Annotated in this window: 12 protein-coding genes; 7 read left to right on the top strand and 5 right to left on the bottom strand. The window is 72.1% G+C overall.

The window, feature by feature from the left end; translation table 11 throughout:
* Positions 1-42 precede the first annotated feature (42 nt).
* Entirely contained in the window at positions 43-534 is a 492-nt protein-coding gene (locus tag ACFPL3_RS03475) for an NUDIX domain-containing protein (RefSeq protein ID WP_343943577.1), read from the bottom strand.
* A gap of 1,110 nt (positions 535-1,644) precedes the next feature.
* On the opposite strand from ACFPL3_RS03475, the gene ACFPL3_RS03470 reads away from it, so the two are divergent.
* From ACFPL3_RS03470 to ACFPL3_RS03455, 4 genes are all read left to right on the top strand, one after another.
* Positions 1,645-2,676, top strand: coding sequence for an LLM class F420-dependent oxidoreductase (locus ACFPL3_RS03470; RefSeq protein WP_343943576.1), 1,032 nt, complete (start codon positions 1,645-1,647; stop codon positions 2,674-2,676).
* 68 nt (positions 2,677-2,744) lie between these two features.
* Positions 2,745-3,557, top strand: a complete 813-nt coding sequence (locus ACFPL3_RS03465) for a hypothetical protein (protein ID WP_343943575.1) — start codon at positions 2,745-2,747, stop codon at positions 3,555-3,557.
* A 316-nt stretch (positions 3,558-3,873) separates the two neighbouring features.
* The gene (locus ACFPL3_RS03460; RefSeq protein WP_379588366.1) at positions 3,874-7,620 is read left to right on the top strand and encodes a multifunctional oxoglutarate decarboxylase/oxoglutarate dehydrogenase thiamine pyrophosphate-binding subunit/dihydrolipoyllysine-residue succinyltransferase subunit; all 3,747 of its coding nucleotides are present in this window, start codon (positions 3,874-3,876) and stop codon (positions 7,618-7,620) included.
* Between the two features lie 3 nt (positions 7,621-7,623).
* Entirely contained in the window at positions 7,624-7,806 is a 183-nt protein-coding gene (locus ACFPL3_RS03455; protein ID WP_343943573.1) for a DUF6104 family protein, read from the top strand.
* 40 nt (positions 7,807-7,846) lie between these two features.
* On the opposite strand, the gene ACFPL3_RS03450 is transcribed toward ACFPL3_RS03455, so the two are convergent.
* The gene (locus ACFPL3_RS03450; protein WP_343943572.1) at positions 7,847-8,767 is read right to left on the bottom strand and encodes a MerR family transcriptional regulator; all 921 of its coding nucleotides are present in this window, start codon (positions 8,765-8,767) and stop codon (positions 7,847-7,849) included.
* 159 nt (positions 8,768-8,926) lie between these two features.
* Here ACFPL3_RS03450 and ACFPL3_RS03445 point away from each other — a divergent pair, with 159 nt between their 5' ends.
* From ACFPL3_RS03445 to ACFPL3_RS03435, 3 genes are all read left to right on the top strand, one after another.
* The gene (locus ACFPL3_RS03445; protein WP_343943571.1) at positions 8,927-9,598 is read left to right on the top strand and encodes a peptidase inhibitor family I36 protein; all 672 of its coding nucleotides are present in this window, start codon (positions 8,927-8,929) and stop codon (positions 9,596-9,598) included.
* Between the two features lie 64 nt (positions 9,599-9,662).
* On the top strand, positions 9,663-10,421 hold the full coding sequence (locus ACFPL3_RS03440) for a maleylpyruvate isomerase family mycothiol-dependent enzyme (RefSeq protein ID WP_343943570.1): 759 nt from the start codon (positions 9,663-9,665) through the stop codon (positions 10,419-10,421).
* Between the two features lie 111 nt (positions 10,422-10,532).
* Positions 10,533-11,642 (top strand): right-handed parallel beta-helix repeat-containing protein, encoded by a 1,110-nt coding sequence (locus ACFPL3_RS03435; protein WP_343943569.1) that lies wholly within the window; start codon positions 10,533-10,535, stop codon positions 11,640-11,642.
* Here ACFPL3_RS03435 and ACFPL3_RS03430 read toward each other — a convergent pair.
* Genes ACFPL3_RS03430 through ACFPL3_RS03420 form a run of 3 tightly spaced genes read right to left on the bottom strand, consistent with a single transcriptional unit; the run spans position 11,623 to position 15,364 of the window.
* A complete protein-coding gene (locus tag ACFPL3_RS03430; protein WP_343943568.1) occupies positions 11,623-12,243 on the bottom strand; it encodes a class I SAM-dependent methyltransferase in 621 nt (206 codons plus the stop codon). The genes ACFPL3_RS03435 and ACFPL3_RS03430 overlap by 20 nt on opposite strands.
* Before the next feature lie 26 nt (positions 12,244-12,269).
* Positions 12,270-12,626, bottom strand: a complete 357-nt coding sequence (locus tag ACFPL3_RS03425; protein WP_343943567.1) for a hypothetical protein — start codon at positions 12,624-12,626, stop codon at positions 12,270-12,272.
* Complete coding sequence (locus tag ACFPL3_RS03420; RefSeq protein WP_343943566.1) at positions 12,623-15,364, bottom strand: FtsK/SpoIIIE domain-containing protein; 2,742 nt, start codon at positions 15,362-15,364, stop codon at positions 12,623-12,625. Before ACFPL3_RS03420 ends, ACFPL3_RS03425 begins: the two co-directional genes overlap by 4 nt.
* Between the last annotated feature and the right edge of the window lie 2 nt (positions 15,365-15,366).

The raw sequence follows: 15,366 nt of genomic DNA, 5'->3' as shown, positions 1-15,366 counted from the left end.
CGCGGGTGGGAAGTCACCGTATCCAGTAGCGCTCCCCGGCCGTCACCGGGCCTTGGTTTCCGGCAGGCGGGGCGGGAAACCGAAGGTCGTGATCGCCGGCAGAACGTCCTCGCGCAGGGCCTCGAGCACGTACCGCTCGTGCGGCACCACCGGCTCGGGCAGCGCCGCGAGCGGGAACCAGCCGAGATCGGCCGCCTTGGCCACCTCCAGCAGCCGCGGTTCGCCCACCCAGCGGCGGCAGGCGAAGAAGAAGTCGACGCGCTCGTCGATGGGCTCGTGGTTGGCGTGGGTGCGGTGCATCGTGGTGAGCGGTTCGAGGTCGGCGGGCTCGATCGTCACGCCCACCTCCTCCGCCGCCTCCCGGCACGCCGCCACCAGGACCGATTCGTCGGCCTCGACGTGCCCCGCGGCCGCCGCCGCCCAGTGCCCGTCGCGGTACCCGGTGCCCTGGCGCAGTTGCAGCAGCACCTCGGCGTCGCGGCCGGTTCCGCGCAGCAGCAGGACGTAGGCGGCCGGGACGACGCGGAACCTCACGTCCGCACCCTAGGACGGCCGATCCGAGCAGTACTTCGCGGCCGTCGCGGCGCCCGGCACGAGCCGGCTCGGCGCACCGGAGGTTCAGGAACGCCACGTTGCTGTACTGCAGGTTCATGAAAGTGGCGTTCCTGAACTTTCGCCCAGCCCAGGCGTCGCAAGCACATCACCGCCGCCGCACCCACCGGGACGTACTGCTCAGCCCGACGAACCAGCCCGAGCAGGACGTCACGGCCGTCCCGACAGCCCTGACGTACGACTCGACGTGACCGCCCCCGAACGAGCCCCAGACGGCCGAGTCGACCAACTCTGGTCCGACAACCCGACCCGAGCAGGACACCCCGGCTGCCCCGACACCCCTGGCGTCCGACTCGACGCGATTCATGATCGAGCCCCAGGCAGCCGACCGCCCGAGTAGAACAAGACCGTCGCAACCACCGACACGAAGTACTTCTCGATCCGACCGACCGCCCCGAGCAGGACATCACGGCTGTCGCGGCAACCCTGACGTACGACTCGACGCGACCGCCTCCCGAACGGGCCCCCAGGCAGCCGCGCCGACCCGCTCCCGGTCCGACCAACCAGCCCGAGCAGGACACCCCGACTGTCCCGACAACCCCCGACAACCCTGGCGTCCGACTCGACGCGATTCATGATCGGTACCTGGACAGCCGACCGCCCGAATAGAACAAGACCGTCGCAGCCACCACCGAGAGGTACTCCTCGGTCCGACCGACCAGCCCGAGCAGGACGTCACGGCCGTCCCGACACCCCTGACGTACGACTCGACGTGACCGCCCCCCGATCGAGCCCCAGACGGCCGAGCCGACCAACTCCCCGTCCGACCAACCAGCCCGAGCAGGACATCACGGCTGCCCCGACAACCCTGGCGTCCGACTCGACGGCATTCATGATCGGCCACCGAACAGCCGCACGCCCGAGCAGAACGAGACCGTCGCAACCACCGACACGAAGTACTTCTCGATCCGACCGACCGCCCGAGCAGGACATCACGGCTGTCGCGGCAACCCTGGCGTGTGACTCGCGGCGACGTAGCCGTCGCGGGCGATCAGGGCCGCACTACTTGACTCGCCGGTAACATCCCGGCCCATGCTGCTCTCGACCCAGCTCCAGTACGGGGACGACCCGATCCGCAACGCCGAGTCGGTCGTCGTGATGGAGCAAGCGGGGCTCGACGTCGTCTGGGTCGCCGAGGTGTACAGCTTCGACGCGGTCTCGCTGATGGGTTACCTCGCGGCGCGCACCGAGCGCGTGCAGATCGGTTCGGGGATCCTGCCGATCTACAGCCGCACGCCCACTCTCACCGCGATGACGGCGGCGGGGCTCGACGCGCTGTCGGACGGCCGCGCGATCCTGGGGCTGGGGGCGTCCGGGCCGCAGGTGATCGAGGGCTTCCACGGTGTCCGGTACGACAAGCCGGTGGCCCGCACGCGGGAGATCATCGAGATCTGCCGGAAGGTGTGGCGCCGGGAGCGGGTCACCAACGACGGGCTCTACCCGATCCCGCTGCCGGAGGGGCAGGGCACCGGGCTGGGCAAGCCGCTGAAGCTGATCAACCACCCGCGGCGGCCGGACATCCCGATCTGGGTGGCCGCGCTCGGCGACAAGAACGTCGAGATGGCGGCGGAGATCGCCAACGGCTGGCTGCCGCACGTGCTCGTGCCGGAGAAGCTGCGGGACGTGTTCGGGCCCGCGCTGGACGCGGGGCTGGCGAAGCGCGCACCCGAGCTGGGCCCGCTGCAGATCACCGGCGGTGGGTTCCTCGCGCTCGAGGAGGAGATGTTCGAGCCGGCGCGGCAGCTGGCCCGCTCCATGTACGCGCTGTACGTGGGCGGCATGGGCGCGCGGGGGCGGAACTTCTACAACACGGTCTTCGCCCGCCAGGGGTACGCCGACGCGGCGCGGGTGGTGCAGGACCTCTACCTCGAGGGGCGCAAGGAGGAGGCGGCCGCGGCGTTGCCCGACGAGTTCATCGACCGGATCACGTTGATCGGCCCGGCGTCGCACGTGCAGGAGCGGATCGCCGCCCTGCGCGAGGCGGGGGTCACCCACCTGCACGTCACCCCGGTCACGAGCGACGTCCCGAAGGTCCTCACGCAGGTGAAGGAGTGGATCAGCTAGGTCGGCGTGATCACGCTCGGTGACTGGGTCACACTCTGTGGCGACCGTCGCCGAGAACAGGGAGCGCCGTGATCGAGCTCGCCATCGCCGTGTCCGACCGACCGATGGCGCCGCACCAGTACCGCTTCGTCGAGACGCACGCGTGGTGGCTCGGCACCTTCGGTCCCCACCAGCACCTCACCGAGCACCGGTTGCGGCAGTGGATCCCGGCCCAGCCCGAACGCGAGTGGGTGCTGGAGCGGGAGCTGACGGGGGCGCAGACGTGGCTCACCGGGTCGGCGGAGGAGGCCCGCGAGGACGGCTTCGACCTGTACGACCTTGCGCCCGTGGGGCGGTTCCGCGCGCGCTACGGCGAATTCGACACCGTGCCGGACCCGGATCTCGACCTCGATCTCGGCGGCGATCTCGGCAGCGCCTTCTGCCCGCGCCCGCGGCCGCCGCGGCGGGGTAGCTGGCAGTCGCCCACGCCGGAGTTCCTCGGGCGCCTGCCCCGTGACCCGGCCGCGCTGCTCGACCGGCTCCGCGAGGAGAACCCGGGCAGCTGGTTCGGGCCGTTCGCGGCGGCCGTCACGGCGCTGCGCACGGCGCTGGTGCCCGCCGAACTGCGGTCGGCGTTCTTCCGGGCGCTCACCGCGCTGCCGGGTGTGAGCTTCACCGACGACGCGCGCAACGTCGACGGCCACGAGTGCCTCGCGCTCGTGCACGACGCCGGGCGCACCCGCACGGAACTGTTCCTCGACCCGGCCGACGGCCAGTTCGCCGGGGAGCGCGACACGTTGCGCACCGACTCCCGGGCGGGGTTGCGCGCGGGCACCGTGATCAGCACCACTGCGGTGCGGACGGCCGTGGTCGACGCCGAGGGCGAGCTGCCCGCCGCCTGAGCGGGCCGGCGCCGAGAATGCGCCTCACCAGGCGGTTCGCCGATCGTGACGAACCGCCCGGACCGATCACGCCGCCGGACGACCCGCCGCGCCCACGATCGGGGGCGCGCTCACTGATCCATCTGTAACGACCCCTGGAACGGTGCAGCCGCGTGCCGCACGTGCGCGGTACCCGGCGCTCGACCGTGAGGACTAACCTGGCGGGCAGTCCTCGGCGAGTCGATGAGATCCGATCAAGGCGGTCATCAGCGTGTCCAGCAGCAGTACGTCCAGTCCAGCAGGCGAATTCGGGCCGAACGAATGGCTCGTCGAGGAGATGTACCAACGTTTCCTCGACGACCCCAACACCGTCGACCCGGCATGGCACGAGTTCTTCGCGGACTACCGACCCACCGATGCGCCGCCCACCGCTGCCGCCGACACCGCCGATGACTCGGCCGGCACCGGTTCCGTCCAGGAGGCCGCGCAGCGGCCCGGCCGCCCGTCCGCCCCGTCGGAGGCGCCCACGGCGCCCGCGCCCACCCCGGTTGCCGAGCGCCCGGAGCCCAGCGAGCGCACGCGGGCCGCCGACCGCGCGGCCCTCACGCCGACCGGTGGCAGCAACGGCAGCGCGCCCACGCAGAAGCGCAGCGCCCCCACCGCCGGGTCGAAGCCGCCCGCGGGCAGCACGTCGCAGGCCGCCCGGCCCGCCGCCAAGGCCGCCGACGCGGGCGGGGGCACCACCATTCCGCTGCGCGGCGCGGCGAACGCAGTCGTCAAGAACATGAACGCCTCGCTCAGCGTGCCCACGGCCACGAGCGTGCGCGCCGTGCCGGCGAAGCTCCTCGCCGACAACCGGGTCGTCATCAACAACCAGCTCAAGCGCACCCGCGGCGGCAAGGTCTCCTTCACGCACCTCATCGGGTACGCGCTGGTCAAGGCGCTCGCCGAATTCCCGGTGATGAACCGCCACTACTCCGAGCAGGACGGCAAGCCGGTCGTCGTGCAGCCCGACCACGTCAACCTCGGGCTGGCGATCGACCTGCCGGGCAAGGACGGCCAGCGTTCGCTCGTCGTCGTCTCGATCAAGGGCTGCGAGACGATGAACTTCGCGCAGTTCTGGTCGGCCTACGAGGCCATCGTGCACAAGGCGCGCGCGGGTGCCCTGCAGAGCGAGGACTTCGCGGGCACCACGATCACGCTCACCAACCCGGGCACGCTGGGCACCAACCACTCGGTGCCGCGGCTGATGCAGGGCCAGGGCGCGATCATCGGCGTCGGCGCGATGGAGTACCCCGCGCAGTTCCAGGGCGCGAGCGCCGAGAAGCTGGCCGAGATCGGCGTCAGCAAGATCATCACGCTGACCTCCACCTACGACCACCGGATCATCCAGGGCGCCGAGTCCGGCGACTTCCTGCGCCGGATGCACGCGCTGCTCCTGGGCGAGGACGAGTTCTACGACGAGATCTTCCGGTCCGTGCGCGTGCCGTACGAGCCGGTGCGGTGGGTGCAGGACATCCCCGAGGGCGCGATCGACAAGACCGCCCGGGTGATCGAGGTGATCGACGCGCACCGGACGCGCGGCCACCTGATGGCCGACACCGACCCCCTGAACTACCGCCAGCGCCGCCACCCCGACCTCGACATCCTGTCCCACGGCCTCACCCTGTGGGACCTCGACCGGGAGTTCGCCGTCGGCGGTTTCGCCGGCAAGCAGCACATGAAGCTGCGCGATGTGCTCGGCGTGCTGCGCGACGCGTACTGCCGCACCATCGGCACCGAGTACATGCACATCGCCGACCCCGAGCAGCGCGCCTGGCTGCAGGAGCGCATCGAGGTCCCGCACCAGAAGCCGAACCCGGCCGAGCAGAAGTACATCCTCTCCAAGCTCAACGCGGCCGAGGCGTTCGAGACGTTCCTGCAGACCAAGTACGTAGGGCAGAAGCGCTTCTCGCTCGAGGGCGGCGAGACCGTGATCCCCCTGCTCGACGCCGTGCTGGACAAGGCGGCCGAGCACGAGCTCGACGAGGTCGTCATCGGCATGCCGCACCGCGGCCGCCTGAACGTGCTGGCCAACATCGTCGGCAAGCCGATCAGCCAGATCTTCCGCGAGTTCGAGGGCAACCTCGACCCGGGCCAGGCCCACGGGTCCGGCGACGTGAAGTACCACCTGGGTGCCGAGGGCAAGTACTTCCGGATGTTCGGCGACGGCGAGACGGTGGTGTCGCTGGCGTCCAACCCCTCGCACCTGGAGGCCGTCGACCCGGTCCTCGAGGGCATCGTCCGCGCCAAGCAGGACATCCTCGACAAGGGCGAGGGCGGGTTCACCGTGCTGCCGCTGATGCTGCACGGCGACGCCGCGTTCGCGGGCCAGGGCGTGGTGGCGGAGACGCTGAACCTCGCCAAGCTGCGCGGGTACCGCACCGGCGGCACCGTGCACGTCGTCATCAACAACCAGGTCGGCTTCACCACGGCGCCGGAGCACTCGCGCTCGTCGCAGTACTCCACCGACGTCGCGAAGATGATCGACGCCCCGGTGTTCCACGTGAACGGCGACGACCCGGAGGCGTGCGTCTGGGTGGCCAAGCTGGCGGTGGAGTACCGGCAGCGCTGGAACAACGACGTCGTGATCGACATGATCTGCTACCGGCGCCGCGGCCACAACGAGGGCGACGACCCCTCGATGACCCAGCCGGCGATGTACGACATCATCGACGCGAAGCGCAGCGTCCGGAAGATCTACACCGAGTCGCTGATCGGCCGCGGGGACATCACCGTGGAGGAGGCCGAGCACGCGCTCAAGGACTTCTCCAACCAGCTGGAGCACGTCTTCAACGAGGTCCGCGAGCTGGAGCGCACCCCGCCGGCGCCGAGCCCGTCGGTCGAGCGGGAGCAGTCGGTGCCCACCGACCTCGACACCTCGGTGTCGCTCGAGGTCGTCCACCGGATCGGCGACGCGCACGTCGAGCTGCCCGAGGGCTTCAACGTGCACCAGCGCGTCAAGCCGGTGCTGCAACGGCGCCTTCAGATGTCGCGCGAGGGCAACGTCGACTGGGCGTTCGGCGAGCTGCTCGCGCTGGGCTCGCTCGCGATGGACGGCAAGCTGGTGCGGATCTCCGGTCAGGACACCCGCCGCGGCACGTTCGTGCAGCGCCACTCGGTGATCATCGACCGGCGCACGGGCGCGGAGTACTACCCGCTGCGCAACCTGGCGGAGGACCAGGGCCGGTTCCTGCCCTACGACTCGGCGCTGTCGGAGTTCGCCGCACTCGGCTTCGAGTACGGGTACTCGGTGGCCAACCCCGACGCGTTCGTGGCGTGGGAGGCGCAGTTCGGCGACTTCGTCAACGGCGCGCAGTCGATCATCGACGAGTTCATCTCGTCCGGTGAGGCCAAGTGGGGCCAGATGTCCGACGTGGCGCTGCTGCTGCCGCACGGCCTCGAGGGCCAGGGCCCGGACCACTCCTCCGGCCGCATCGAGCGGTTCCTGCAGCTGTGCGCCGAGGGCTCGATGACGGTGGCGCTGCCCACGGAGCCCGCCAACTACTTCCACCTGCTGCGCAGGCACTCGATGGACGGCGTGCGCCGCCCGCTCGTGGTGTTCACGCCGAAGTGGATGCTGCGGGCCAAGCAGGTGGTCAGCCCGCTCACCGACTTCACCGGCGGCCGGTTCCGCCCGGTCATCGACGACCCGCGCTACCGCGACGGCGACGGCGCGGCGTCCGACGTGCGCCGCGTGCTGCTCTGCAGCGGCAAGATCTACTACGAGCTGGCCGCGGCGCGTGAGAAGCGCGGCCTCGACGGGGTGGCCCTCGTGCGCCTCGAGCAGCTGTACCCGCTGGCCGACCGCCAGCTCGCCGCGGTGCTCGACCGGTACCCGAACGCCGAGTTCCGCTGGGTGCAGGAGGAGCCTGCCAACCAGGGCGCGTGGCCGTTCCTGGGGCTGGAGCTGCCCGAGAAGCTGCCGCGGCTGGTGGGGATCCGGCGGGTCTCGCGGCGGCGGATGGCCGCTCCGGCCGCGGGATCGTCCAAGGTCCACGAGGTCGAGCAGACTGCGCTCATCGACGAGGCGTACGCGGAGTAGGCCGTGTACGCCACGGACAGAGGCATCGAGGAGCTGGTCGACCGGCGCGGTGACGAGCAGGTCAGCGTGGAGTGGCTGGCCGACCGGCTGCGCGCGTTCGTCGACCTCAACCCCGAGTTCGAGAACGCCGTCGACCGGGTGGCGAGCTTCCTTGCCCGCGACGACGCCGACGACCTGGAGGACTGAGCTGCCCGCCCACCGGCCGGTCCGGCCGGTGGGCGGGTGGTCACGACGCGCGGGTCAGTGAGCGTTCGAGCGCGTCGACGAGCCACGCCTGCGCCGATCCGACCGGCACGGGCTCACCGGTGACCTCACCGACGAGGCGCCAGTAGCGGCGCAGGCGCGGGTCGCGGTCGACGACGGCGGTGGTGAGCAGCTCGCTGCGGAACGCCGGGGTGTCGCGCGTGCGCTGCACGGTGGCGTACGCGGCCACGTACCGGTCCAGGGCCGGTCCGGGCGCGGGGGTTCGGCCGACGAGCAACAGGGGCCGGGCCAGCTCGCAGGCCTCGCCGATGCCCATCAGCAGTTCGGCCTCATCGGTGATCCGCTCGATGTTGATCCGTGCCCGGGCCCGCATCCGCTGCGCCAGGGTGCGGTCGCGGGTGAGCGCGACCATCTCGGCGTAGGCCACCACCTGCTGCGGGGTGGGGTCCGCGGGTGGCCGGGGCACGCTGACCTCGAGGAACATCTCGGTGAGGTCGGGTGGCAGGTCGGCGATGAACAGCCCGTGCCAGAAGTCCACGAGCGCGCCGCGGGCGGCGGTGTGGTCGGCCACCGCGGCGAGCAGCGCGAGGCGCGCGGCCCGGTCGCCGGGCGTGGCGGCTTCCACCGCGGCGAGGGACGCACGCCGCCACGCGAGCGCCGCGAGTTCGGCGTCGAGAGCGGCACGCTCGGCGGCGACGACCTCCGCCACCGAGCGTTCCCCGGACAACACGGCGGCGATCGCCTGCAACCCCAGCCCGAGCCCGCGCAGCCGTCGCACGAGGTCGAGCCGCTCCACCGCCGAGCGCGCGAAACGGCGGTGGCCGCCCGCGCTGCGGCGGAAGTCGAGCAGCCCCTCGTCGCAGTAGAAGCGGATCGTGCGCACCGGCACGCCGGTGAGCTCCGCGAGATCCCCGATGCCGAGTCCAGACACGTCCTGCGTCACGGTCGACCCTCCACCTCGGTGGAGTTCCCACGGTACGGACTGGCAGGAATCGGGCGCCACCAGGCAAGAGTTGATCTTTCTCGATCCACGAGCCACCGCCAGGATCCACGGGTCCGCGGAGATCCGCCCCGGCCTGACGTACGACCACGAGGAGATGCGATGTGGCGCCGGATCCTTTCCACGGCAGCCGCGGCGGTGGTGCCGCTCCTGCTGCTACCAGGCTCTGCGAACGCCGGTCCGGCGGCCGAGCAGGAATCGTTCGAGTGCGCGGCGGACATCATCTGCATCTTCGACCTGGCCGACGGGGGCGGTGACTCGCGCACCATCGACATCAGCTGGCAGGGTGGCTACGGGCTCGCGAGCTCCGGCTGGGCGGACCGGGTGTCGTCGATCACGAACAACGAGAAGATCCCGCTGAACCTCCTCGACGGCGTCTACGGCGGTTGCCGGATCCTCGACCGGATCGAACCCGGTGAGTCGAAGAACCTCACCGGGGACGCGGACGACAACGTCGACCTCATCGACTACGACAGCGAGGGCGACCTCTGCCCTCCGCCGCAGTGCCCGGACGGCTCCTTCTGCACGTGGGAGGAGGCCGGCTACATCGGCGAGCCGCAGACCTACCGCGACCTGGCGGACGGGTGCCACGAGCTCACGCCCGACGAGCGGCAGACCCGCTCCTACATGAACAAGGGATCCGGTCTCGAGGGGTACTTCCACTCCGAGCCCGGCTGCGCCGGGGACACCAGGGCCGTCCTCTCGACGAGCGAGAGCACGGACATCGGGTTCACCGCACGGAGTTTCGAGGTGGCCTGCGTGTCCTGCCGCTGATCCGGTATGGGCCCGGTCACAGTCGCTGGAATCTCCAGCCGGGTGGAGTTCCTAGCGTGGACCCATGAATCAGACGCAGATCCGGCTGGTCGACGGCCTGTCCGAGGTGACCGACGCGTTCGCGGTCGCGGTCGCCGGGGCCGACCCGCAGGCGCCGGTCCCGACGTGCCCGGACTGGCGGGTGCGGGACCTCGTCGGGCACATCGGACAGGCCTACCGGTGGAGCGCGGAGCTCGTGCGCAGCCGGGCCGCCGCTCCCCCGCCGGACCCGCGCGACGAGGATCCCGGCGACCCACACGGATGGGCGGAGTGGCTCGTGGCGAGCGCGGCCGACCTCATCGGGGCGGTCACGGACACGGGCCCGGAGACCGTCGTGTGGACGTTCCTCGGGGAACGGCCCGCGTGGTTCTGGCTCCGGCGGATGGTGGCCGACACGGCGGTGCACGTCGCGGACGCGGCGTTCGCCGCCGGGCGCCCGTTCACCATCGCCCCGGACCTCGCCACCGGGGCGATCAGCGAGGGCCTCGAGCTGATCTCGGCGGCCGAGGCCGCCGCCCTGAAGCCCGACTTGCGCGAGCTGCGCGGGGACGGGCAGACGCTGCTGCTGCGGCCCACCGACGCCGGCTCCGGCTGGCTGATCACCCGCACCCCGCACGGCGTGACGTGGGAGTGCGGCACGGACGACGCGGACGTGGTGGTGACCGCGCCGGTGGGCGACCTGCTGCTGGCGTTCTCCCGGCGCATGACGCCCGACGACCCGCGGCTCACGCTCACCGGCGACGCGGCGTTGTTGCACCACTGGTGGACGCATACGGCGTTCTGATGCCCCGATCCGGTGAAGATCATCGCGTCTGTACGATTCGCGCACCCGAACGGGTGATGTGAATGCCGTCGCCCGTCACCGGAACAGTGGGGGAACACGATGGCCGGATTCATGACGCTGACCGCAGCCCTGGCGACCGCGATGGCCACTCTCGGCCCGGTCCAGACGGCACCCGCGGCACCACCCGAGATCACGAACCTCGCGGAGCGGGTGATCAACTGCCGCAACAACGCGAACATCGACTCGCGGCTGATCGCGAACACGATCGCCCGCAGCAACGCGGGCGACGCGATCGTGTTCGACGGCACCTGCCTGGTGACCGAGACGATCCCGCTGCTGGGCAACCGCTCCTACCAGGGGCGCTCCCGCACCGGCACCGTGATCCAGCAGGCCGACGGCGCGAACCTGCGGGCGATCTTCGCCAGCGACAGCTGGCTGGACAACTCGCCGACCACCGGCAGCGCCACAGCGCTGCGCACCTTGAACATCAAGGCCAACAGCGCGGCGAACCCGGAGGCGGGCGACGCCGTGGTGATCCGCTCGTGGCAGACGTTCGTCGAGGACGTCCAGATCTCCGATGCCAGGCGCGACGCGATCCGGCTGACCAACCTGTCGGAGAACGGCACCGAGCTCACCAACACCCAGGTGAACGGCCGCATCGCCAACACCCAGCTCAACGACTCCGGCGGCAGCGGCGTGTACGTCGAGGACACCGGCAACTCCATCACCGACTGGCAGCTCGAGGACAACTACATCGCCGAGACCGGCGGTGACGGCATCCACCTCGACAACGCCGCCGGGTGGATGATCAACGGCAACCACGTCTACGACGTGGGCGGCGACCACGCCCTCTACGCCGACCGCCTCTACGGCTCCTCGATCGACGACAACTACATCGAGGACTTCGGCACCGTCGGGATCCTCGGCCGCGTCCAGGGCGGGGCGGCGAGCACGATCCTGGGCAACCGCGTCTTCCAGAACCGGGGCAAGGGCGGCACGTTCCTGCAGGTGCTCGGCAACTACGGCGACGCCAAGGCCGCCGTCAACAGCAACACGATCCGCGGGCGCGGCCTGGGCATCGGCCTGGACTACCAGCGCGGCAACGCCGACAGCCTCGAGGTCACCTCGAACGGCAACCTGGTCACCGAGGTCGAGATCGACCGCCAGGTCGGCGAGGGCGTCATCATCAACCCCGGCACGCTCAGGCTCGGCCAGCCGTGACCGGCTTGGACCACAGCAGGGAGTAGCGCCAGAGGACGTGGCGGCGCAGCCGCGCCCCCGGCAGCAGCCGCCGGGCCACCTCGCCGACCTGGGCGAAGGTGTCCGGCGGCGGCCAGGCCGTGGGCGCGGCCATCTCCGCCTCCCCGCCGCGGCGCCACCGGTGCCAGCGGTGCGCCACCACACCCGCCACCGCGTACGGCAGGTCCTGCGGCCAGCGGGAGCGGGGCAACCCGACCACCGCGAGCACGCCGCCCGGGCGCAGGAGGTCCCGCATCCGCGACAGCCCGGTGGCCGTGTCCATGTGGTGCAGCGTCGCGATCGACGCCACCATGTCGAAGGACTCGGGCTCGAACGGGTGGGTCAGGACGTTCCCCTGCAGGTACTCGATCCCCGGGCCGCCCGCGTGCGTGCGCGCCCGCTGGAGGATCGGCCCGTCGCGGTCGATCCCGATCACCGACGGCACCACCGCGCTCAGCTCCCGGGTGAGCAGCCCTTCGCCGCAGCCCACGTCGAGCGCCGCCCGGCTCCCCGGCGGCACCGCGGCGAGCACGAACGGGTGGTAGTGGGTGTTGTGGTTCCAGGGGCGGTCGGGGCCGGGCACGCGGGCACCCTCCCACGGGCGGGGGATCAACGGCGGGGCAGGCCGAAGCGGCGGCGGGTGGCGTCCAGCAGCTCGGCCGCCCTGGCCTCCACCTCGGCGTCGAGCGCGTCGATCTCGGCCGCGTCGGCGCGCGGGTCGGGGCCGGGGCGGGGCCGCAGCTTCATCCACGACTCCACCCACACCGCCTCGAGCGCGGCCTCCCAGTGCAGCTCCACGCCGAGGCGGGTGAGGCCGGCCCGCTCCTCCGCGTGCGCCATGGCCTCGGCGAGGCCCACGAGCTCCCGGTTCAGCTGCGCCGCCCGTTGCCGGTCGCGCTCGCGCAGGGCCTCTGCCGCGGCCGCGATCCCGGCCACGACCTCCTTGTACTCCCGCGCCGCGCTCACGACCGCTCCTCCAGCGACGGCACGATGACCACCTCCGGCTGGGTGTGCTGCGCCCGGTCGAACAGCAGCCCCCGACCGGGCCGGGGTGACCAGGTGACGAACATGCCGGGCACGAGCGGCTGCACCTCGGAGCCCTGGACGTCGAGGGCCACCCACGCGCCGAGGTCGTCGGGCGAGGCACCCATCATGAGCAGGGCCTTCAGCCGCGCCGGGCTGCGCCACCAGCCGAGCACGTGCACCCCGGCCTCCGGGCCGAAGTGCAGCACCTTCCGCAGCGCGTCGGTGCCGGCCCGGTCCAGGGTGGTGTCGGCGGCGTCGGCCGCGTAGAGCACGAGCGCCACGGGGTGGCGCGACGCGGTGCCCGCGAGTCGCTCGTCCACCTCCCGGGCCAGCGCTTCGACGCGGGCGCGCAGGCCGTCGAGCCGCACGATCTCCACCCGCTGACCCGCACCGGCGACGCGGTCGGCGAGCTGCTGCGCGGGCCCTTCCGCCTCCGCGATGAGGGGCGCGATCACCACGTCGAGTGTGTCGCGGGTGTGCCGCCCGGCCAGGGACGCGGCGGCCGCGCCCAGCACCTGCACCGCCTCCCGGCCGTCGGAGGCGAGCACACCGATGTTGCGCCCCGGGGCATCCGGCAGGCCGACGACGGCGGGGCTGCCCGCCACGTCGATGCACTGCCCCACCAGCGCGCGCGGCCCGCCGCCCGCGGGCAGCCCGGACAGCAGGTCCGCCAGGCGCGGCGACCGGCTGCCGTCGAACAGCCGGGGCTCCTCGCGCCCCTCTGAGTGCTCCTCGTGCAGTACGCGCTGCACCTCGTCCACCGACCCCTTGCCGGTGGCGTCCGGGATCCGCACCACCTCGTTGCCGTGGGTGATGCCCGACTCGTGGTTGACCACCGCGTGCCAGCGCGGCAGGCCGAGCGTGGCGTCGTTGAGCTCGGCGAGCACGCGCCGCGCCCGCGGCAGCGCGATCCGCAGCACGAACTGCTCGAAGATCGCCGGACGTCCCCAGAACGCCTCGATGCCCGACACGTCCTGGCTGGCCAGCACCAGGTGGATGCCCTGGGAGCGCCCACGCCGGGCGACGTCCTCCAGCAGCAGCGTGGCGGCCCGGGTGACGGCGTCGCGTTCGGCGAACAGGTACTGGAACTCGTCGATCACGGCGACGATCCGGGGCCACCGCCCCTCGGGGTCCTCGCGGCGCAGCTCCTCCAGCTTCGTGACCTCGTGCGCCTTGGCCGCCTCGGCGCGGCGGCGCATCTCGTCGGAGAGGAACTGCAGCAGCGCGAGCCCGAACTCGCGGTCGGTGTTGATGTTGACGCCGATCAGGCGCGCGTGCGGCAGCCACGTGCGGTCCCGCCGCCCGGGCGCGAACTGGGCGAACGAGACGCCCTCCTTGAAGTCCAGGAGGTAGAACTCGAGCTCGTCGGGGCCGTACCGCGCAGCCATCGAGCTGATCATGGTGAGCAGCAGGTTGGTCTTGCCGGACCCGCTCGGGCCACCGATCAGCGCGTGCGGCGAGGAGTCGGCCAGGGAGACCTGCGCCGGCAGCCCGTCGGTGAACCCGACGGGCGCGTGCACACCACTGATCGACCGGGCCTCGCCCCACTTCTCCCGCGGCGGCAGCAGGTCGGCGAACGTGCCGATCCGGCTGCGCCAGCGCTCGTGCTCGTCGGCGATCGCGTGGGCGGCCCGGGTGACCTCGGCCTGCGGCAGCGGCGGGTCCGGCTCCACCGCGACGTGCGGGCCGGTCATGGACGACGTGGCGGCACCGGTGTCGTCGAGGCGGACCGTCTCGATGGGGGCGTTGACCGTCATGGGGACGTCGAGCAGCACGAGCTGCACCCCGCACGCGAGCCCGTCGCGCGCCACCCGCTGCAGCTGTCGGTGCTCGGTGTCCTTCAGCGACGCCCGGTTGCCCAGCAGCACCGCGACGATCCACGGCTCGGTGCGCCCGCCGCTCGTCTCGGCCATCGCCCGCAGGGAGGGGTGGCCGTCGACGAGCACGCGCGTGTGGACGCGGCGGATCCGGTCCGACAGCTCATCGAGCAGCTCCTCGAGCATCGCGGGGTCGTGCACCGTGAGCAGCCCGGTGCGGGTGAGCGGGTACAGGCCGGGCAGCGCGCCGGTGAACCGGCCGACGTCCCAGACGTGCAGCTGCACCACCCCGGGCCGGAAGCTGCTCATCACGCGCAGCAGCAGCTGCTCCACGAGCGCCTCGGCCCGCAGCCTGCTGTCGTGGGTGGAGGTGATCTGCAGGTGCGACTCGTCGAGCAGCGGCACCGCGACCGGGAAGCCGGGCTCCCCGCCGCACACGCGCCCGGTGCCGATCCGCCACAGGGACGGGACGGGCCCCGCACCGTCGATCTTGCCGACCTGGCCGAGCCACTCGTCCGGGTCGCCGCCCGCCGGGCCGGGAGCCGCCTCCGCCACGATCTGCTCGATGCGCCGCGGGCCGGTGGCCGTCCACTCCCGGAACGCGGCACGGCGGTCGCGCTCCACGCGCTCGACGGGGCCGGTGAGCCCGGGGTTCGCGAGCAACCTGCGCAGGCCGGGGTCGGCCTCCGCCGCCTCGAGGCCCTCGGCGCGCAGCCACATCTCGACCATCGCCTCGGCGTGCGCGCGCACCGCGGCCTCGCGCGCGCCCTCCGCGGCACCGAGCGCCCGCGCCACCGCGTCGCACAGGGCGTCGAACGCCGTGGCGATCCGCTGCTGCCGCTTGCTGGGCCCGCGTGCCATCG

The sequence above is a fragment of the Pseudonocardia zijingensis genome (genome assembly GCF_042657305.1).
Classification (GTDB): Bacteria; Actinomycetota; Actinomycetes; order Mycobacteriales; family Pseudonocardiaceae; genus Pseudonocardia; species Pseudonocardia zijingensis.
This window is presented reverse-complemented; position numbering and strand designations above follow the sequence as displayed.

Bases quoted from the DNA above. Each gene is read 5' to 3' on its own strand.
- ACFPL3_RS03420 (WP_343943566.1), bottom strand. From the start codon at position 15,364: ATGGCACGCGGGCCCAGCAAGCGGCAGCAGCGGATCGCCACGGCGTTC.
- ACFPL3_RS03440 (WP_343943570.1), top strand. From the start codon at position 9,663: ATGAATCAGACGCAGATCCGGCTGGTCGACGGCCTGTCCGAGGTGACC.
- ACFPL3_RS03445 (WP_343943571.1), top strand. From the start codon at position 8,927: ATGTGGCGCCGGATCCTTTCCACGGCAGCCGCGGCGGTGGTGCCGCTC.
- ACFPL3_RS03435 (WP_343943569.1), top strand. From the start codon at position 10,533: ATGACGCTGACCGCAGCCCTGGCGACCGCGATGGCCACTCTCGGCCCG.
- ACFPL3_RS03470 (WP_343943576.1), top strand. From the start codon at position 1,645: ATGCTGCTCTCGACCCAGCTCCAGTACGGGGACGACCCGATCCGCAAC.
- ACFPL3_RS03460 (WP_379588366.1), top strand. From the start codon at position 3,874: ATGTACCAACGTTTCCTCGACGACCCCAACACCGTCGACCCGGCATGG.